The 18,375-nt window shown below is 72.2% G+C and carries 16 protein-coding genes, 1 tRNA gene and 1 pseudogene; 8 read left to right on the plus strand and 10 right to left on the minus strand.

Annotation, left to right across the window (positions count from 1 at the left end; all coding sequences use genetic code 11):
- Positions 1–11: 11 nt before the first annotated feature.
- Positions 12–104: transfer RNA gene (locus ACZ4O3_RS08785), tRNA-Sec, on the minus strand.
- A gap of 85 nt (positions 105–189) precedes the next feature.
- On the opposite strand from ACZ4O3_RS08785, the gene selD reads away from it, so the two are divergent.
- Both selD and ACZ4O3_RS08795 read left to right on the plus strand, forming a co-directional pair.
- Positions 190–1,236, plus strand: a complete 1,047-nt coding sequence (selD, locus tag ACZ4O3_RS08790; RefSeq protein ID WP_467721714.1) for a selenide, water dikinase SelD — start codon at positions 190–192, stop codon at positions 1,234–1,236.
- A gap of 117 nt (positions 1,237–1,353) precedes the next feature.
- Positions 1,354–2,040 (plus strand): annotated as a pseudogene (locus ACZ4O3_RS08795) (glycoside hydrolase family 6 protein); the annotation flags it as partial.
- 27 nt (positions 2,041–2,067) lie between these two features.
- Here ACZ4O3_RS08795 and ACZ4O3_RS08800 read toward each other — a convergent pair.
- Positions 2,068–2,844 carry a phytanoyl-CoA dioxygenase family protein gene (locus ACZ4O3_RS08800; RefSeq protein ID WP_384990044.1) on the minus strand — a complete coding sequence of 259 codons (777 nt, stop codon included), beginning with the start codon at positions 2,842–2,844 and terminating at the stop codon, positions 2,068–2,070.
- Between the two features lie 122 nt (positions 2,845–2,966).
- Between ACZ4O3_RS08800 and ACZ4O3_RS08805 the strand changes: the two genes are divergently transcribed.
- Both ACZ4O3_RS08805 and ACZ4O3_RS08810 read left to right on the plus strand, forming a co-directional pair.
- On the plus strand, positions 2,967–3,920 hold the full coding sequence (locus ACZ4O3_RS08805) for a class I SAM-dependent methyltransferase (protein ID WP_467721715.1): 954 nt from the start codon (positions 2,967–2,969) through the stop codon (positions 3,918–3,920).
- A gap of 91 nt (positions 3,921–4,011) precedes the next feature.
- Entirely contained in the window at positions 4,012–4,713 is a 702-nt protein-coding gene (locus ACZ4O3_RS08810; RefSeq protein ID WP_362729968.1) for an SDR family oxidoreductase, read from the plus strand.
- 51 nt (positions 4,714–4,764) lie between these two features.
- Here ACZ4O3_RS08810 and ACZ4O3_RS08815 read toward each other — a convergent pair whose 3' ends face one another.
- A complete protein-coding gene (locus tag ACZ4O3_RS08815; protein WP_467721716.1) occupies positions 4,765–5,460 on the minus strand; it encodes a glycoside hydrolase family 75 protein in 696 nt (231 codons plus the stop codon).
- 226 nt (positions 5,461–5,686) lie between these two features.
- Here ACZ4O3_RS08815 and ACZ4O3_RS08820 point away from each other — a divergent pair, with 226 nt between their 5' ends.
- Positions 5,687–6,298, plus strand: a complete 612-nt coding sequence (locus ACZ4O3_RS08820) for a hypothetical protein (protein ID WP_467721717.1) — start codon at positions 5,687–5,689, stop codon at positions 6,296–6,298.
- A gap of 89 nt (positions 6,299–6,387) precedes the next feature.
- Here the strand turns inward: ACZ4O3_RS08820 and ACZ4O3_RS08825 are convergent, their stop codons facing one another.
- From ACZ4O3_RS08825 to ACZ4O3_RS08835, 3 genes are all read right to left on the minus strand, one after another.
- Positions 6,388–7,224: an aldo/keto reductase gene (locus ACZ4O3_RS08825; protein ID WP_384989912.1), complete on the minus strand. Its 837-nt coding sequence runs from the start codon at positions 7,222–7,224 to the stop codon at positions 6,388–6,390.
- Positions 7,225–7,767: 543 nt separating this feature from the next.
- Entirely contained in the window at positions 7,768–9,594 is a 1,827-nt protein-coding gene (locus ACZ4O3_RS08830) for an AMP-dependent synthetase/ligase (protein ID WP_362729689.1), read from the minus strand.
- 799 nt (positions 9,595–10,393) lie between these two features.
- Entirely contained in the window at positions 10,394–11,257 is an 864-nt protein-coding gene (locus ACZ4O3_RS08835) for a LysR substrate-binding domain-containing protein (protein WP_362731737.1), read from the minus strand.
- A gap of 158 nt (positions 11,258–11,415) precedes the next feature.
- On the opposite strand from ACZ4O3_RS08835, the gene ACZ4O3_RS08840 reads away from it, so the two are divergent.
- Together ACZ4O3_RS08840 and ACZ4O3_RS08845 are read left to right on the plus strand one after the other, a co-directional pair.
- Positions 11,416–12,468, plus strand: coding sequence for a bile acid:sodium symporter family protein (locus ACZ4O3_RS08840; RefSeq protein WP_467721718.1), 1,053 nt, complete (start codon positions 11,416–11,418; stop codon positions 12,466–12,468).
- Between the two features lie 87 nt (positions 12,469–12,555).
- Positions 12,556–13,083, plus strand: a complete 528-nt coding sequence (locus ACZ4O3_RS08845) for an isochorismatase family protein (protein ID WP_362731213.1) — start codon at positions 12,556–12,558, stop codon at positions 13,081–13,083.
- 4 nt (positions 13,084–13,087) lie between these two features.
- Here the strand turns inward: ACZ4O3_RS08845 and ACZ4O3_RS08850 are convergent, their stop codons facing one another.
- A complete protein-coding gene (locus tag ACZ4O3_RS08850; RefSeq protein WP_362731215.1) occupies positions 13,088–13,807 on the minus strand; it encodes an SDR family oxidoreductase in 720 nt (239 codons plus the stop codon).
- A 139-nt stretch (positions 13,808–13,946) separates the two neighbouring features.
- Here ACZ4O3_RS08850 and ACZ4O3_RS08855 point away from each other — a divergent pair, with 139 nt between their 5' ends.
- Entirely contained in the window at positions 13,947–14,771 is an 825-nt protein-coding gene (locus tag ACZ4O3_RS08855; RefSeq protein WP_467721719.1) for a LysR family transcriptional regulator, read from the plus strand.
- Positions 14,772–14,843: 72 nt separating this feature from the next.
- Here the strand turns inward: ACZ4O3_RS08855 and fdhD are convergent, their stop codons facing one another.
- The 3 genes from fdhD to ACZ4O3_RS08870 are packed head-to-tail and all read right to left on the minus strand — an operon-like array spanning position 14,844 to position 18,374.
- Complete coding sequence (gene fdhD, locus ACZ4O3_RS08860) at positions 14,844–15,692, minus strand: formate dehydrogenase accessory sulfurtransferase FdhD (protein WP_467721720.1); 849 nt, start codon at positions 15,690–15,692, stop codon at positions 14,844–14,846.
- 7 nt (positions 15,693–15,699) lie between these two features.
- Positions 15,700–16,560, minus strand: coding sequence for a 2Fe-2S iron-sulfur cluster-binding protein (locus ACZ4O3_RS08865; RefSeq protein WP_362730549.1), 861 nt, complete (start codon positions 16,558–16,560; stop codon positions 15,700–15,702).
- The gene (locus ACZ4O3_RS08870; protein ID WP_467721721.1) at positions 16,557–18,374 is read right to left on the minus strand and encodes an NADH-ubiquinone oxidoreductase-F iron-sulfur binding region domain-containing protein; all 1,818 of its coding nucleotides are present in this window, start codon (positions 18,372–18,374) and stop codon (positions 16,557–16,559) included. Before ACZ4O3_RS08870 ends, ACZ4O3_RS08865 begins: the two co-directional genes overlap by 4 nt.
- Between the last annotated feature and the right edge of the window lies 1 nt (position 18,375).

Genomic DNA, 18,375 nt, shown 5'->3' on the forward strand with positions numbered 1-18,375 from the left:
GCGCCGGCCGGCGGAGACGGACGGGAATCGAACCCGCCTGCCCGAGTTGCTCGGACACCTCGGTTTTGAGGACCGGGAGGGCCACCAGGCACCCTTACGTCTCCCCGTCGGGCCATCGAACCGTCGCATTCCCGGGCAAGTCAACGCGCCACACGGCGCTCCCCCTCACCCGCAAGGACTGATGCACCCATGACCGACATCCGGACCGGTGTCCAGGAGCCACGGCAGCAGGGCCCCGCGCGGCTCACGCAGTACGCCCACGGCGGCGGTTGCGCCTGCAAGATTCCCCCCGGCGAACTCGAGGAGATCGTCGCCGCGCTGACGGTCCCGGGGACGCCCGGCGTCGCGAGGGGCGACCTGCTCGTGGGGCTCGAAGCCGGTGACGACGCGGCGGTCGTCCGGCTGCCGGGCACCTCCGGGGCGACCGCCGCCGTCGCCACGGCGGACTTCTTCACACCGGTGGTCGACGATCCCTACGACTGGGGCCGCATCGCCGCCGCCAACGCGCTCTCCGACGTCTACGCCATGGGCGGCACCCCGCTCGTGGCGGTCAACCTCCTGTGCTGGCCCCGGGACGTGCTGCCGTTCGACCTGGCACGAGAGGTGCTGCGCGGCGGACTGGACATCGCCGCGGCGGCGGGCTGTGTCGTGGCGGGCGGCCACAGCGTGGACGATCCGGAACCCAAGTACGGCATGGCGGTGACCGGCACCGTCGATCCGGACCGCCTCCTGCGCAACGACGCGGGACGGCCGGGGACGCCACTGTCGCTGACCAAGCCACTGGGGCTGGGAGTCCTCAACAACCTGCACAAGGCGACCGGCGAGGTCTTCCCGCAGGCGATCGAGACGATGGTGGCGCTCAACCGCGACGCGGCCCGCGCCGCGCTGGCCGCGGGGGCGGTCTGCGCCACCGACGTCACCGGCTTCGGCCTGCTGGGACACCTGTACAAGCTCGCCCGCGCATCGGACGTGACGGCCGTCGTCGACTCCGCCGCGGTGCCGTTCCTCGACGGTGCCCGGGAGGCCGCCCGCACCGGACACATCAGCGGCGGCACCCGCCGCAACCTCGCATGGGTCACCCCGTACACCGACTTCGGCGACACCGACGACCTGACCCGGCTCCTCCTCGCCGACGCCCAGACCTCCGGCGGCCTCCTCGTCGCCGGCGAGGTCCCGGGCGCCCCGGTCGTCGGCGAACTGGTCCCGCCGGGAGCGCACCGGCTGGTCGTACGCTGACCGGACCCGTCGAGCGGCGGGGGCCGTTCCGGTGTGAGCGGAAAGCGCCTTCCGGCCGGTGCGAGAGGTGCCGGGCCCCGTGCGAGGGGGCCCGGCAAGCAGGTGCGGCCGCAGCGCGCCCTCGCCAGGCTCGGTGCGATCCCGCACGTCTGCGACTATCTGGACGCCGGGCAGCACGGCCGGCTCGCCTGGGACGACAACTTCGCCCCCGCGACCGCCATCGTCAGGCAGGCGGCCACCAGCGCGGGCGCGACCGCCGACGACGTGGCCGGCTTCATCACCGACACGGCAAGCCACAGCGCCCTGAAGGAGACCAACTTCACCGCCAACGACACGGTGAACGGCACCTCCGTCCGCCAGTCGCTGGTCTCGGTCGGCTTCGACTCCGGCATCGGCATGCTGACCGACACCTCCCGCAACGGCCGGGGCGGCAGCGCCCGCCCGGCCGGACCCGGCGCGACGACCAGTGTGGACACCTATGTCTACGGCGGGCGCTACGACCGCCGGATCCACATCGGCAACTGGTGCAACCGGTCCGGAGCCGGTCTCGGCGAGCGTCCGCAGGCCAGCCCCGTCACCCGGATCGACGCCTACGTCTGGATCAAGCCTCCGGGCCAGTCCGACGGGTCCAGCACCGCCGTCGCCGACGAGGGCAAGGGCTTCGACCGGATGTGCGGCCCGACCTGCACGGGCAACGCCCGCAACGGCATCAACCCCTCGGGCGCGCTGCCCAACGGGCCGCTGTCCGGGCACTGGTTCTCCGCCCAGTTCCAGCAGCTGATGGCGAACGCCTGCCCGCCGCTGTCCTGGGACGGCGACCGTCCGCCGGGGTCAGCCCCGGGAGTCCAGGGCCAGGCCCCGGCGGACGGCGCGCTCGACCGGCGAGTGGTTCCCGTCGGGGCGGTCCAGCTCCAGGGGCGCGTTCAGGTACAGCGGCGGCTGGGCCAGGAAGCGCGGACGGGTGCCGTGGTTCGGCTGCGCGGCATGGACGAGGAAGGGGTGGCACAGGTAGACGTCGCCCGGCCGGCCGGTGGCGAGAGCGACCGGCCGGTGCGCGGAGGCCGCCGCCACCTGTGCGCCGAGCTCCCGCAGCGTGGCACCCCGGGCGCCGTAGGGCTGCAGGATCCGGGGCACGTCCAGGTGCGAGCCGACCCGGATCCGGGTCGGGGCGTCCTGGTCGGTCACCTCGCTGAACAGGAACAGCATCAGCAGGGCGCGCTCCCTGGACCACAGGTTGGCGTACCAGTCGGTGGCACCCTCCGGCATGAAGCTCGTGTCGATGTGCCAGCCCGCGTCGTCCGGCTCCTCACGGTGCGGGAACCTCAGCGGAAAGGCGCCCAGCGAGTAGCGCGGGTCCCAGCGCCGCTCACCGACCAGCAGGTCGAACGCCTCATGCAGCACATGGGAGTTGGGTGCGGCGGCGAACGGGCCGTCGGCCAGGCCGCCGACCCGGACCACCGGGTCCTTCCAGGTGGCAGGGTCCTCGGCGTCGTACCCCGTCTCCCGCCACAGCCGCCGGGCGCAGCCCTCGGCGACACGGGGTGCGACGGCGCCCTCGATCTTCACGAAGCCGTCGGTCACGAAGCGCTCGGCCAGTTCGTCGTCCATCCGGCCATCGTGGCCCGCCGGCCTTGCCGTCCGCATCCTGTTTTTTGCCGCCCCGGCAACAGGACTGGCCTTCGGGGGCACGTCGGCGCAGGCTGGCGGCACCCGGACGAGAGGCCGCTCCCATGGCGCACGATCACCACCACCAGCACACCGACAGCCGTGCCCACCCGCACTCCCACACGGACATCGACTGGGCCGAGATGGCCCCGCACCTGGAATCGCAGGCGGAGCTGTTCGCCCCGCTCTACGAGAACGCCCTGGGCTGGCTCGGCACGGAGGTCACCGAGCCGGGGCTGATCGTCGACGCGGGCAGCGGGCCCGGTGTGGTGTCGTGCCTGTTCGCCGAGGCCTTCCCGGGCGCCCGGGTGGTGGCCGTGGACGGCAGCGAACCGCTCCTGGACCGGGCCACGGCCCGCGCGGCGCGCCTGGGCGTCGCGGACCGCTTCGGCGTCCTCGCCGGTGAACTCCCCGGCGTGCTGGACAAGCTGGAGTACCCGGCGGACCTCCTGTGGGCCGGGCACAGCCTGCACCACCTCGGCGACCAGCGGGCGGCGCTCACCGCCTTCGGCGAGCGGCTGGCCCCGGGTGGCACCCTGGCCATCCTCGAAGGGGGGCTGCCCAGCCGCTTCCTGCCCCGTGACCTCGGCTTCGGACGGCCCGGGCTCCAGGCACGGCTGGACGCGCTCCAGGAGGAGTGGTTCGCGCGGATGCGCGCCGACCTGGCGGGAACCGTCGCCGAGCCCGAGGACTGGCCCGCGCTGCTCGGCTCCGCCGGTCTCAGGTACGCCCGCAGCCGCACCTTCCTCATCGACCTGCCCGCCCCTGCCTCCGGCAAGGCCCGCGCCTACGTGACCGAGATCCTCTCCCGGCTGCGGGACACGGTCGGCGAAGGGCTTGACGCCGATGACCGTGCCACCCTGGACCGCCTCCTCGACCCGGCGGACCCGGCGAGCGCGCACCGCAGGCCGGACGTGTTCGTCCTGGGCGCCCGCACCGTGCACACGGCGGTACGGCCCGTCCAGCGGCGGCGGGCCGCGTCGGCCCGGAGGCTTCGGGAAGCCGCGGTGCCGGATTGAGCAACGCCCGTGACGCGAACGGCGGTTGACATCGAGAGCACTCGAAGTGATGGACTCCGGGTCGATCGTCCAGTCACCAGGGGGAAACATCATGACCGACTCTCCGGTCGCGCTCGTCACCGGTGGCGGCAGCGGCATCGGCGCCGCCGTCGCACGGCAACTGCTCGACGCCGGTCACCGGGTGGCCGTCACCGGCCGCGGTGAGCGGCGGCTGCGCGCCTTCGCCCGCGAACTCGGCGACCCGGACGGCCTGTTGACCGTCGTGGGGGACACCGCCGAGTACGCCGACGTGCAGGCGGCGGTCGAGCGCACGCTCAAGACGTACGGCAGGCTCGACACGGTCGTCGCCAACGCAGGCTTCGCCACCCATGACACCGTGGTGGACGGCGACCCGGCGGGCTGGCCCGAGATGATCCTCACCAACGTCCTCGGCCCCGCCCTGCTGATCCGGGCCTCCGTCGACGCCCTGAAGGCGAGCCGGGGCCGGATCGTGCTGGTCGGCAGCGTCGCCGGGTTCGTGAACACGCCCGGCAACCTGTACGGCGCGACCAAGTGGGCGGTCACCGGGCTCGCGGAGAACACCCGCCGCCAGGTCACCGACTTCGGCATCGGCGTCACGCTGGTCGCGCCGGGCCGGGTGGAGACCCCGTTCTGGGAGGCCAACGGCAGCCTGCCGCCCGGTCTTCTGCTGACCGCCGACCAGATCGCCGACTCGGTGGTGTGGGCGATCCGGCAGCCGGCCGGCGTGGACGTCAACACCCTCGTCGTACGGCCGCTGGGGCAGCCCAACTGACCTGTCCAGGGCTGGTCCCGGCCTGTCCGGGACCAGCCCGCTCCCGGCCTGTCAGTTGGCGCTCAGGAACTGCTTCGCCAACTGGTCACCTAGAGACACCGCCGCGCTGTGGCTCTCGATGGGGGAGACCTTGGAGTTCTTGAACAGGATGTAGGTCACCCCGGAGTCGGCGCCGCCGGTCTCCGGGTCGGGGTCGATGCCCAGGGCCTTGGCGGTGGCGTAGGACGCCTCGCCGATGATCTGCGTGGGGCCGGTGTCGCCGACCACCGCGTACTCCACCTTGTTGTTGTAGATGACGGCCACCACGCCGCCGCCCTTGATGCCGGCGCTGGAGTAGTTCCATATGCTGCTGGAGCTGGGCACCACCACGTAGGGCAGGGTCTCCGCCTTCAGTGGGCTGCCGTCGGACTGGTGGAAGGCCGTGTCGTCCTGGTACCAGGGATCGCGGTCCTCGTTGCAGTTGGTGGTGCGCTGGCCGTCGCAGTCGATGTCCATGTCGGACTTCCAGAACACCGCGCCGTTCTTGCCGCACACGGGGACCGTGGCCGAGGTCTCGTCGTCGGTCCGGTACTTGCCGTTGGAGATCTGGGAGCAGGAGGTCACCTTGGCGAGCAGGTCGGCCGCGCTGACCGAGCCCTCCTGGGCGGACTTCGGGACGGTGGCGCCGGACGCGCTCGCGGGAAGCACTCCGGCGGCCAGCAGTGCGGCCCCGGAGGCCGCGGCGAGGGTCAGTGTTCGGATGCGCACTGTGGGGGTCCCCTTCTGTTAGGAAAGTTTCCTGACCGGGTGCCGTACAAGGTGGCCCCAGCTGCATGTCCGCGTCAACCCCTGAGTGTGAACTCGGGGAATTGTCATGCATTGCGAGCGAATGAGCCCCGGGGAACACTGGTGGTGCAGGACATTCCGAACATTTACGCAGGAGCCGCGCGCGGGTTGGGTGGTGGCTCCGGTGGCTCCTGGGAGACGAGGGGTCATGTTCGTACGTACCGTGTACGTCACCGGCGATCCGGCGCGGATCGACGCGGCCGTCCGGGCGCTGAACAGCGAGGGGCGCAGTCTGCTGGAGGAGCGCCCCGGGTACCGGGGTGCGGGCGTCTTCGTCGACCGGGAGCTGGGCAAGCTGCTGGCGGTGAGCTGGTGGGGCTCCGAGGAGGCACGGCGCAACAGCGACCAGGTGATGCGCGAGCGGCGCGGGCCGATGCTGGAGCCGTTCGCGGGCACCGTCACCGTCGAGAACTACGAGGTGGCCGTCTTCCGCTCGGCGCAGCCGCCGAGGGTGGGCGGCGGAGTGCGGACGACCAGGGTGGAGTTCGACCCGTCCGACGCGGACCTGTTCGTCGAGACGTTCCGCGCGTCGGCGATACCCCGCCTGGAGACGCTGCCCGGGTTCGCGCGGTGCGCCCTGTTCGTGGACCGGGAGCTGGGCCGGGGCCTGGCCGGTGTGCTCTTCGTCGACCGCGCCTCGATGGCCGCGTCCCGCGGCGGCCAGGCGGCCGCGCGGCGACAGGACGTGGCCAAGGCGCATGTGACCGTGATCGCCCTGGAGGAGTTCGAGGTCGTCCACGCGGACATGCACTCCGACTGACGGTCCCCGCACGGGCGTCGGGGAACGCGGACGGCCGTCCCGCCGTGAACACGGCGGGACGGCCGGTGCGCTGCGCGGCGGGCTGCGGATCAGCCCACGTCGAAGGTGGCCGGGTCGGGGCCGATGCGGCGGTCCTCGTTGAGCGCGCTGATCGCCGCGAGGTCCTCGGTGTCCAGGCTGAAGTCGAACACCTCGATGTTCTCCTTGATCCGGGACGGTGTGACCGACTTCGGGATCACCACGTTGCCCAGCTGGATGTGCCAGCGCAGCACGACCTGGGCCGGGGTGCGGTTGTGCTTCTGCGCGATGGCGACGATCGCGGGCACCTCCAGCAGGCCCTTGCCCTGGCCGAGCGGCGACCAGGCCTCGGTGGCGATGCCCTGCTCATCGTGGAACTCCCGGGCCGCGTGCTGCTGCAGGTGCGGGTGCAGTTCGATCTGGTTGACCGCCGGGATGACCGACGTCTGCTCGATCAGCCGCTCCAGGTGCTCCGGGAGGAAGTTCGAGACGCCGATCGCCCGGACCCGGCCGTCGGCCAGCAGCTTCTCGAACGCCCGGTAGGAGTCGACGTACTTGCCCCGGGTCGGCAGCGGCCAGTGGATGAGGTACAGGTCCAGGTGGTCCAGACCCAGCTTCGCCAGCGACGCGTCGAAGGCGCGCAGGGTGGCGTCGTACCCGTGGTCGGCGTTCCAGAGCTTGGTGGTGACGAAGATGTCCTCGCGAGGCACACCGGAGGCGGCGATGGCCTTGCCGGTGCCCTCCTCGTTGCCGTAGATCGCCGCTGTGTCGATGCTGCGGTACCCGGCCTCCAGTGCCGTGGCGACGGCCCGCTCGGCCTCGTCGTCGGGCACCTGCCACACACCGAAGCCCAGCTGGGGCATCTCGATGCCGTTGTTGAGGATTTTCGGGGGGACCTTGCTGCTCACGAGCTCTCGATCCTTAGGTTGTCGACAGGTGGTACCCCCATCGTCAACGATCACCGGCCGTGATGCATTCCTGAGCCCGGAATCCGCCGGAACCGTGCGCCGAGTCGGCCTCCCGAGACGGAGATTGGCCGGAAATGCATCCGACCTTACGGGTCCGGACCATTGACCGCGGCCCGTTCCTGCCGCTGTCTGCGCTCTGCGACCTCCGACCTCACGAAAGCAGGTACGTGCCCATGGGCGAGATGAGGCCCGAAGGCAAGCGGCCGGAACCCGCTGTCCGGCAGACATCCGATGAAAAGGTCGGGCGAAGCCCTGGTCACCAGGTCGTGGAGACGGCACTCGAAGTGACCGGTCACACCCTCGGCGGCGAGGACGCGCTCACCCTGGTCCTGCTCCGGGCCCGTACCCGAGCGCTCCACCGTGACCGAGGTGCCGGGCGGTCTGGCTGTGGCTGTCCACCACCGGCTGCGACAACAGGGGCGACGAGCCCGACGGATCCGACCAGGTCCTCCGGATCGACATCAGGTGCCGGCCGATGGTCCCTCAGGCCCGGTAGAGGGCCTCGACCTCGTTGGCGTAGGCGTTCTCGATCGCCTTGCGCTTGAGCTTCAACGACGGGGTCAGCAGGCCGTGTTCCTCGGTGAACGGCTGGGCGAGGATACGGAAGGTACGGATCGACTCGGCCTGTGAGACCAGGGTGTTGGCGGCCACCACCGCGCGCCGCACCTCGGTCTCCAGGTCGTCGTCGCGCACCAGCTGGGCCGCGGACATCGGCGGTTTGCCGCGCATCTGCAGCCAGTGCTCGACGGCCTCGGTGTCCAGGGTGATCAGAGCGGCGATGTAGGGGCGGTCGTTGCCCACCACGATGCACTGGTTGACCAGCGGATGGTCGCGCACCCGCTCCTCCAGGACACCGGGGGAGACGCTCTTGCCGCCGGAGGTCACGAGGATCTCCTTCTTGCGGCCGGTGATGGTCAGATAGCCGTCCTCGTCGAGAACGCCCAGGTCGCCGGTTGCCAGCCAGCCATCGTGCAGGGATGCGTCGGTGGCCTTCTGGTTGTTGAGGTAGCCCTGGAAGACGTTGTCGCCGTGCAGCCACACCTCGCCGTCGTCCGCGATGTGCACGGCGGTGCCCGGGATGGCCTGGCCGACCGTGCCGTAGCGGGTGCGCTCGGGCGGGTTGGCGGTGGCGGCCGCCGTCGACTCGGTCAGGCCGTAACCCTCGTAGATCTGCACGCCCGCGCCGGCGAAGAACAGGCCGAGCCTGCGGTCCATGGCCGAGCCGCCGGACATCGCGTTGCGGATCCGGCCGCCCATCGCCGCCCGCACCTTGGCGAAGACGAGCTTGTCGAAGACCTGGTGCTGCACCCGCAGTGACGCCGACGGGCCGGCTCCGGTGCCCCACGCCTTCGCCTCGACGGCGTCGGCGTACTTCACGGCGATCTCGACGGCCTTCCCGAACGGGCCGCCCTTGCCCTCCTTCTCCGCCTTGCGCCGGGCCGCGTTGAACACCTTCTCGAAGATGTACGGCACGGCAAGGATGAACGTCGGCCGGAACGCGGCCAGGTCGGGCAGCAGCGCGGCGGCGTTCAGCTGCGGCTGATGGCCGAAGCGGACGCCGTGCCGGATCGCGGCCACCTCGACCATGCGGCCGAAGACGTGCGCGAGCGGCAGGAAGAGCAGGGTGGAGACCTCCTCACCCTTCTTCGCACGGAACACCGACTCCCAGCGGCCGACGACCGTGTCCGCCTCGTACATGAAGTTGCCGTGCGAGAGGACACAGCCCTTCGGCCGGCCGGTGGTGCCCGAGGTGTAGATGATCGTGGCGACCGAGTCCGGGGTGACCGCCTGCCGGTGCCGGTGCACGACCTCGTCCTCCAGGTGTGCGCCCGCGTCGTACAGCTCCTGCACCGCGCCGGAGTCCAGCTGCCACAGCTGGCGCAGCTGCGGCAGCCGGTCGATGACGGTGGCGATCGTCATCGCGTGGTCCTCGTGCTCCACGATCGCGGCCGTGCACTCGGCGTCGTACAGCATCCAGAAGCACTGTTCGGCCGACGACGTGGGGTAGACCGGCACGACCTGGGCGCCGATCGTCCACAGGGCGAAGTCGAACAGCGTCCACTCGTAGCGGGTGCGGGACATGATCGCGACCCGGTCGCCGAACCGGATGCCGCGTGCCAGCAGGCCCTTGGCGAGGGCCAGGACCTCGTCGCGGAACTCGGCGGAGGTCACATCACGCCAGTTTCCGAGGTCGTCCTTGCGGCCCAGGGCGATGTGCAGCGGGTCCGTCAGGGCATGCTCGAACACGCAGTCGGCCAGACCGCCCACCGGCGGCGTCGACGCCAACGGCGGGTTGGTGAACTCGCGCAAACCCCGCTCCCGCTTCTCGCTCCCCAGTCACGCTCCGCACAGCGCCGTGAAAGCTACCCCACCGGAGAACCGTTCGGGAGGGGGTGCGAAATCGAGCATTGCGCTCGTATGCGCCCGTCAGGGCCTGGAAAATGCGCTCACATGGGGAAGGGTCGGACAGAATACCTACGGCAGAGTAAGTTCCGCCTCCGTAATCTCCACTGAATCTGTACGACCCGGTTACCGCCCCTGGCCGGTTACCGGCCGGTCGGCCCCGCGGCAGGGCCGTGTCCTCCGGCGACTGCCTGACCGGGTCCGTTGTCGGCCCCCGCGCCGCCCGCGCACGGGTCATCCGTGCCCTCACCACGGTTCCCGGAGACGGCGACCCCGAGCGCGTACCCCAGCCGCCGGACGGTGTTCGCCGCACCACCCGCCGTCGGCGCCGCGCCCGCGACCGTCGGTGACACGCGGCCGGTGCCGACACCCACCAGCGCGAACCCCGGTGTCGGGGCGGCCCATCAGGAGCCGCCTCGTCGTGCCTCGCCAGCGCCTGGCCCACGGCGTGCATCGCGGCCGGTGTGGTGGTGATCCACAGCACCGCGGACTTCGAGAATCCCAGCACCTCGGACCGGTGCCCGACGTCGATGCAGGCCGCCCCGGAGGCGAGCAGCCCGGCCGGCCGGCGCCGGTGCGGGCGACCTCGGCCAGGCGGTGCTCGGCGCCCGTGCCGCGTGATACCGCGCATCTGTGCGCATGCCCGAGCGGGGCGCCGGGACGGCTGGAGTGGGTGCCGGCCACGGAGGGCCCGGGGCGCCGCCGGTCAGGGGCGCCTGAGGTGGGTGCCACTGGCCAGGATCGCGGCGGCCAGCGCGTCCGCCGCGGACTGGGCCGGTGACCGCCTGGGGCCGTGCACCAGGACGAAGTCGACCTTGCCCAGATCCGGGAGGTCCGCCCGGTCGGGGACGCGGAACAGGCCCGGGGGGATCAGGCCCCTCGAGTGGGCCATCACGCCCAGGCCCGCCCTGGCCGCCGCGATCAGCCCGTTCAGGCTGCCGCTCGTGCAGACGATGCGCCACGGGCGGCCCTGGCGTTCCAGGGCCTCCAGGGCCAGGGTGCGGGTGATGCCCGGCGGGGGATAGACGATCAGCGGGACCGGGCGGTCGGGGTCCACGCGGAGCCGTTCCGCGCCGATCCACACCAGGTCGTCGTGCCAGACCAGCTCGCCCAGCGGATCCTCCGCGCGCCGCTTCGCCAGTACCAGGTCCAGCTTCCCGGCGGCCAGCTGCTCGTGCAGGGTGCCCGACAGCTCCACCGTCAGCTCCAGGTCCACCTCGGGGTGGTCGTGGCGGAACCCCTCCAGAATCTCCGGCAGGCGGGTGAGGACGAAATCCTCCGACGCGCCGAAGCGGAGCCGGCCGCCGACCCGGGTACCCGTGAAGAAGGCCGCCGCCTGCTCGTGCACCTCCAGGAGCCGGCGGGCGAAGCCGAGCATCGCCTCGCCGTCCTCGGTCAGTTCCACCGAGTGCGTGTCCCGGGAGAACAGCTGGCGGCCGGCCGCGTCCTCCAGACGGCGGACGTGCTGGCTGACCGTCGACTGGCGCAGTCCCAGCCGGCGGGCCGCCTGGGTGAAGCTGAGGGTCTGGGCCACCGCGAGGAAGGTCCGCAGCTGCGAAGGTTCGTACACTCCGACATGCTATCGCGGAACGCGATGGCAGTCAGAGTGGTATACCGGATTCCCGATCACCTTTCGGAGGAGGACGATGGGGAGGGGCCTTCCGGCCTCCAGCGACAGCCCGGCGCACGCGCCGGCCGACACCGTGGACCGACCGCAAGTGGAGCACCGTGAAACGCCTGAGCTGGCCCCGTTGGATGCCGATCGACCCGTACGTCCTGCTGCTGCTCGGGACGGTGGGCCTCGCGGCGCTCCTCCCGGCCCGGGACACGGCCGCCGACGTGGCCTCCGGCGCCTCCACGGCCGCGATCGCCTTTCTGTTCTTCCTCTACGGCGCCCGGCTGTCCACCCGGGAGGCCGTCGACGGACTGCGGCACTGGCGGCTCCACGTCACGGTCCTGGTCTGCACCTTCGTGGTCTTCCCGGTGCTCGGACTGGCCGCCCGCGGCCTGGTGCCCGTGCTGCTCACCCATCCGCTCTACCAGGGGCTCCTTTTTCTCACCCTGGTGCCCTCGACCATCCAGTCGTCGATCGCCTTCACCTCGATCGCCCGGGGCAACGTGCCCGCCGCGATATGCGCCGGGTCCTTCTCCTCGCTGATCGGGATCGTCCTGACCCCGCTGCTCGCCGCCGCACTGCTCGGCAGCGGCGGAGGCGGCTTCTCCGCCGACTCGATCGTCAAGATCGTCCTCCAGCTGCTGGTGCCGTTCCTCGCCGGACAGCTGCTGCGCCCGTGGGCCGGGAAGTTCATCGCCCGGCACAAGAAGATCCTCGGCCTGGTCGACCGCGGGTCGATCCTGCTCGTCGTCTACACCGCGTTCAGCGAGGGCATGGTCCGCGGCATCTGGCACCAGGTCAGCGCCGTCCGGCTGGCCGGGCTGCTCGCCGTCGAGGCCGTACTGCTCGCCGTGATGCTCCTGCTGACCTGGTACGGCGCCAGGGCGCTCGGCTTCGGCCGCGGGGACCGGATCGCCATCCAGTTCGCGGGGTCCAAGAAGTCCCTCGCGTCCGGGCTGCCCATGGCCAGTGTCCTGTTCGGCGCCCACGCCTCGCTGGCCGTGCTGCCGCTGATGCTGTTCCACCAGATGCAGCTCATGGTGTGCGCGGTCATCGCCAAGCGCCGCGCCCATGACCCGGAGGCCCAGGAGGCGGAGGCCGCGCCCCCTGCCGCCCCCGTGGCGACGCCACGGCCGCCGGTGCGCACCGGGACCTCCGGCCGCTGAGCGGACACGTCGGCGGACGCGACCAGGTCATGGGCCTGTTGATCCGGATTTCCGGTACGGACGGCTGATGACGGCTAACGTTCCGTCATGACCGCACCCCTGGCGCTCGACCCGGCGCGCACCGCTCTCGTCCTCGTCGACCTGATGGACCGCATCGTCGCGCTGCCCCTGGAGCCCCGCAAGGGCACCGACGTCCTGCGCACCGCCGAGGAACTGGCCCACTCCTTCCGGGCGGCCGGCGCACCCGTCGTGCTGCTCCGCGTGGAACGGCCCGCGCTCGCCGACCAGCCGCCGGGCAGCGGGCTGGTGGCCGGACTCCGCAGAGAAGGGGACCTGGAGATCGTCAAGCACACCATCGGCGGCTTCCAGGGCACGGAACTCGACGCCCGGCTGCGCCGGCTCGGCGTCACCCGTCTGGTGTTCGGCGGCATCGCCACCAACCTCGGCGTCGAGTCCACCGCCCGTGCCGCCGCCGACCTCGGCTACGACCTCGTCTTCGTGGCGGACGCCATGGCCGCCCTCACCGCCGCCGAGCACGACGCCTCCGTCCGGCTCGACTTCCCGCGCCTGGGCACGGTCGTGACCGCGGCCGACGTACGCCTCACCCCCGCCTGACCGCTCAGACCAGCGACCCGCCTCCGTCCACGACCACCACCGACCCGGTGCTGTATCCCCCCCGCATCAGGTACAGGTACGCCTCCGCCACATCCGCCGGCTCGCCCATCCGCCCCACCGGCAGCGACTCGGCGGACGACCGGTACAGCTCCTGGCGCGTCGCCTCCGGCAGCGTCCGCCACAGCTCGGTGCGCACCACTCCCGGCGAGACCACGTTGACCCGCACCGGCGCCAGCTCCACGGCCAGCGCCCGCGTCAGCGACTCCATCGCCCCGCACAGCGCCGACGCGACACTCGACCCCGGCAGCGGCCGCTGCCCCGCCGTCCCGGTCGTCAGCACCACCGAACCGCCCGGACGGATCGACCCGACGCCCTGCTTCACCACCGTGTACGCACCGAACAGCCGGGTGTCCAGGAAACGCCGGGCCGCCTCGACACTCGTCCCGGCCACCGTCTCCAGCAGCAGCGCGTCACCCGCCGTGAACACCAGGTGGTCGTAGCCGCCGACCGCGGCGAAGAAGCCGCGCACCGCCTCCTCGTCCGTGGCGTCCAGCACCCGCCCCTCGACCCCCTCGGGCAGCACCTTCAGCGCCGCGTCCACGTTCTCCTGACGGCGCGAGGCGACCACCACGTGAGCGCCTTCCCGCGCCGCGCCCTGCGCGACCGCGAGCCCGATGCCCGACGTACCCCCGACGACAACCACGCGCTGACCCTGCAGATCCATGACCGGCCCCTTCCGAGCTGCTGTTCCGTCCCGTTCGGACGCTTCCAGCCTGCGACCTTTCGGCAGCCGCCGTCCAAGACCTCTTTCGTCGGTGGCGATACCCTGAAGACATCGTCGTCACCGGCCGGGAGGCGTGGGCATGGACCTGGATCTGCGCAAGGTCCGTTACTTCGTGGCGGTCGCCGACCTCCTCCACTTCGGCCGGGCGGCCGAGCGCCTGCACATCGCCCAGCCGGTGCTCAGCCGCCAGATCCGCGCGCTGGAGAAGGACCTGGGCGCCGAGCTGTTCGTCCGCGACAGCCACGGTGTGACCCTGACCGACGCCGGGCGTCAGCTGCTCGACGACGCCAGGCAGCTGCTGGCGGTCGCCGCCGGCACCCGGCGCCGCGTCCTCCAGGCCGCCCGCGGCCGGCGCCGTCTGGTCGTCGGGTTCCGCGCCGGTGTCGTCGTCACCCGGGCCCTGCGTGCCTTCACCGCGGCCCACCCGGACGTCGAGACCAAGGCCTGCCGGGTCGAGTGGGACGACCAGGAGGAACTGATCCTCCAGGGCACCGTCGACATCGCCTGCGTACGGCAGCCGGTCCGGCCGGACGGACTCGAACTGCGCCCGCTGTACAGCGAGCCCCGGGTGGCCATGCTCCCGGACCGGCACCGGCTGGCCGGGAAGCAGGAGATCTCACTGGCCGACCTCCAGGGCGAGCAGTGGGTGCGCTACAACGACCCGCTCCCCGGCGACCTGCCGCTGCGCACCATCGAGGAGAAGTTCGAGTGCGTGGCCGCCGGCACCGCCATCACGATGGTGCCGCGCTCGGTCGCCCAGCAGTACTCCCGTCCCGACATCGCCTACGTCCCGGTCACCGACGCCGAACCCGACCAGGTGCTGCTGGCGTGGGCGGCCGGCCGCCGCTCCCCGCTGATCGCCGCGTTCGCCGAGGCCGCGGCGGGCGTCGCGGAACCAGGCTGAGGCGGGGCCCCTGCGGCGCAGGGGGCGCTCCCCGCCGGTCGGGGCCCCGCCGCCGTGCCGCGGGGAACCGGTTCAGCCCTGGGAGGTCGCGGCCCGCAGGGCGATGCGGTCCTCGCCCGCGTACACGTTCATGTTCGGACCCCGCAGGAAGCCGACCAGGGTCAGACCGGTCTCCGCCGCCAGGTCCACCGCCAGCGAGGACGGCGCGGAGACCGCCGCCAGCATCGGGATGCCCGCCATCACCGCCTTCTGCGCAAGTTCGAAGGAGGCCCGGCCGGAGACCAGCAGGATCGCCCGGGAGAGCGGCAGGCCGCCGTTCTGCAGGGCCCGTCCGACCAGTTTGTCGACCGCGTTGTGCCGGCCGACGTCCTCACGGACGTCCACCAGCTCCCCGTCCTCGGTGAACAGGGCCGCCGCGTGCAGCCCCCCGGTCCGGTCGAACACCTGCTGGGCCGCGCGGAGCCGGTCGGGGAGGCTCGCGAGCAGCCGGGGTTCCACCCGGACCGGGGGAGTGTCGGCGATCGGCCAGCGGGCCGTCGTACGCACCGCGTCGAGGCTCGCCTTGCCGCACAGGCCGCAGGACGAGGAGGTGTAGACGTTCCGCTCCAGGGTGAAGTCGGGGAGCTCGACCCCGGGCGTGGTCCGTACGTCGACCACGTTGTAGGTGTTGGAGCCGTCCACCGTCGCCCCCGCGCAGTAGACGATGTTCTGCAGGTCGTCGGCGGTCGCCAGGACGCCTTCGCTCACCAGGAACCCGGCCGCGAGCGCGAAGTCGTCGCCGGGCGTGCGCATCGTGACGGCCAGCGGTTTCCCGTTGAGCCTGATCTCCAGCGGTTCCTCGGCGACGAGCGTGTCCGGCCGGGCGGAGACCGCTCCGTCCCGGATCCGGAGGACCTTGCGTCGTTCCGTGACTCGTCCCATGGTCTGATCAGCCCCGGTTCTGTACGTGCTGGTAGCCGAAACGGCCCTTGATGCAGAGATTGCCGTGGGTCACCGGGTTGTCGTGCGGCGAGGTGACCTTGACTATCTCATTGTCCTGCACATGGAGCGTGAGGTTGCAGCCCACACCGCAGTACGCGCACACCGTGGTCGTCTCCGTCTGCCGCGACTCGTCCCAGGTGCCCGCCGCCCGCATGTCGAACTCCGACTTGAACGACAGCGCCCCGGTGGGACACACCTCCACGCAGTTCCCGCAGTACACACAGGCCGAGTCGGTCAGCGGGGCGTCCTGCTCCACGGCGATCCGGGCGTCGAAGCCGCGCCCGGCGACCGAGATCGCGAAGCTGTTCTGCCACTGGTCGCCGCAGGCGTCCACGCACTTGTAGCAGAGGATGCACTTGCCGTAGTCGCGTACGTACAGATCGTTGTCGACCCGGGGCTCCTCGTCCAGCCGGGCCGCGCCGGGGCCGAAGCGGTCCGGTCTCGCCTCGTACTCCTTGATCCACTCGGCTGCCCGTGGGGTCGTCGACAGGTCCACGGAGGAGGCCAGCAGCTCCAGGACGATCCTGCGGCTGTGCCGGACGCGCTCGGTGCCGGTGCGCACCACCATCCCCGGCTCGGCCTTCCGCGAACAGGCCGGCACCAGGGTCCGGGCGCCCTCCACCTCGACCACGCACGCCCGGCAGGCGTTCTTCGGGCGCAGGGTGTCGCCCTCGCAGAGCGTCGGGACGTCCGTGCCGGCCGCCCGGCAGGCCTCCAGGATCGTCGAGCCCTCCGGGGCCCGGACCTGATCGCCGTCGATCGTGAACTCGAGGAGCCGGCGCGGGATCCCCAGCGGTGTGACGGTCATCGGTACGCTCCCAGACGGTCGATGGCGGATTCCACGGCGTTCCAGGCGGTCTGGCCCAGACCGCAGATCGAGGCGTCCCGCATCGCCCGGCCGACCTCGCGCAGCAGCGCGATGTCGTCGGCCGCCCCGGCGCCGGTGCGCGCGACGATCCGGTGCAGTGCCTCCTCCTGCCGGACCGTGCCCACCCGGCACGGCACGCACTGACCGCAGGACTCGTCCCGGAAGAACTGGGCGATCCGGAGCAGGAGCCGGGGGAGCGGCACGGTGCCGTCGAAGGCCATCACCACACCGGAGCCGAGTGTGGTGCCCGCCTGTGCGGTGCCCTCGAAGGTGAGCGGGATGCCCAGTTCGTCGGGCCGTACGAAGCCGCCGGCCGCCCCGCCGAGCAGCACCGCCCGCAGGTCCTCCCGGACTCCGGCGAGCCGGAGCAGCTCGCCGAGCGTGGCGCCGAACGGCAGCTCGTAGACCCCGGGGCGGGCCACGCTCCCCGACACGCAGAAGAGCTTCGGGCCGGTGGACTTCGCGGTGCCGATCGCCGCGTACGCCGGGGCGCCCATGGTCAGGATCGGCAGCACGTTGACCAGCGTCTCCACGTTGTTCTCGACCGTCGGCTTCCCGAACAGCCCCTTCTCCACCGGGAACGGCGGCTTCGAGCGGGGCTCGCCCCGGTACCCCTCGATGGAGTTGAACAGGGCCGTCTCCTCACCGCAGATGTACGCCCCGGCACCGCGCCGGATCTCGATGTCGAAGGCGAAGCCCTGGCCGAGGACGTCGTCGCCGAGGAAGCCCCGGGCGCGCGCCTGGCCGATCGCGTGCCGCAGACGCCGGGTCGCTCGCGGGTACTCGCCGCGGACGTAGACGAAGCCCCGGTGCGCGCCGATCGCGTACGCCGCGACGGTCATCGCCTCCACCAGCGCGTACGGGTCGCCCTCCAGGAGCACGCGGTCCTTGAAGGTGCCCGGCTCGGATTCGTCGGCGTTGCAGACGAGGTGGTGCGGCCGGTCCGGCTGGGACGCCGTGGCCTGCCACTTGCGGCCGGTGGGGAAGGCGGCGCCGCCGCGCCCGACCAGGCCGGAGTCGGTGACCTCGCGGATGACGCCGGCGGGACCGAGCGCGAAGGCCCGGCGCAGGGCGGTGTAGCCGCCGTGCGCACGGTAGTCGTCCAGGGACGCCGGGTCGACCACGCCGACCCGCCGGAGCAGGACGAGGCCTTCCTGGCCCGCCTGCGGCACGGCCGACGCGGCCGGTGGCTCCTGCGGTGCCGAGTCGGGCGTGGTGGCCGCGAGGACGGCCGTGGCCACGGTCGCCGGCGCCGCCACCGCCGTACGCACCGTTTCCCCGGCCCGGATGGCGAGGGCGGCCGGGGCCCGCTCGCACAGCCCCAGACAGGGGCCGCGCTCGACGTGCACGCCAGCGCCCAGCTTCTCCTCCGCCCCGGCGCACAGCGCGGACGCCCCGGCCGCCGTGCACGCCAGGTCCGTGCAGACGTGCAGGACGGTCGCAGGGCGGGGGGTGACGGAGAACATCGCGTAGAAGGTGGCCACGCCGTAGGCCTCGGCCGGCGGGACCGTCAGGCGGCGGCACAGGTAGTCGAGGGCGCCCGCGCTGATCCAGCCGACCCGGTCGTTGATCGCGTGCAGCCCCGGCAGCAGCAGGTCGCGGCGGTCCCGGGCCTCCCGGCCGCCGCGCGCCCACCTCAGGTCCGCGTCGCAACGGTCGGCGCCCTCCCAGGAGGATTCCGGGGGGCCCAGCAGGGCGTCGACGGCCGCCCGTTCCTCGTCCGTCGGTTTGCTGTCGCCGAAGTGCAGGTCCACT

Source organism: Streptomyces sp. NPDC026515 (assembly GCF_055567595.1).

What these genes read in the sequence shown, in the direction of transcription:
- selD (WP_467721714.1), top strand. Translation starts at nt 190, where the DNA reads ATGACCGACATCCGGACCGGTGTCCAGGAGCCACGGCAGCAGGGCCCC.
- ACZ4O3_RS08800 (WP_384990044.1), bottom strand. Translation starts at nt 2,844, where the DNA reads ATGGACGACGAACTGGCCGAGCGCTTCGTGACCGACGGCTTCGTGAAG.
- ACZ4O3_RS08805 (WP_467721715.1), top strand. Translation starts at nt 2,967, where the DNA reads ATGGCGCACGATCACCACCACCAGCACACCGACAGCCGTGCCCACCCG.
- ACZ4O3_RS08810 (WP_362729968.1), top strand. Translation starts at nt 4,012, where the DNA reads ATGACCGACTCTCCGGTCGCGCTCGTCACCGGTGGCGGCAGCGGCATC.
- ACZ4O3_RS08820 (WP_467721717.1), top strand. Translation starts at nt 5,687, where the DNA reads ATGTTCGTACGTACCGTGTACGTCACCGGCGATCCGGCGCGGATCGAC.
- ACZ4O3_RS08845 (WP_362731213.1), top strand. Translation starts at nt 12,556, where the DNA reads ATGACCGCACCCCTGGCGCTCGACCCGGCGCGCACCGCTCTCGTCCTC.
- ACZ4O3_RS08850 (WP_362731215.1), bottom strand. Translation starts at nt 13,807, where the DNA reads ATGGATCTGCAGGGTCAGCGCGTGGTTGTCGTCGGGGGTACGTCGGGC.
- ACZ4O3_RS08855 (WP_467721719.1), top strand. Translation starts at nt 13,947, where the DNA reads ATGGACCTGGATCTGCGCAAGGTCCGTTACTTCGTGGCGGTCGCCGAC.
- fdhD (WP_467721720.1), bottom strand. Translation starts at nt 15,692, where the DNA reads ATGGGACGAGTCACGGAACGACGCAAGGTCCTCCGGATCCGGGACGGA.
- ACZ4O3_RS08865 (WP_362730549.1), bottom strand. Translation starts at nt 16,560, where the DNA reads ATGACCGTCACACCGCTGGGGATCCCGCGCCGGCTCCTCGAGTTCACG.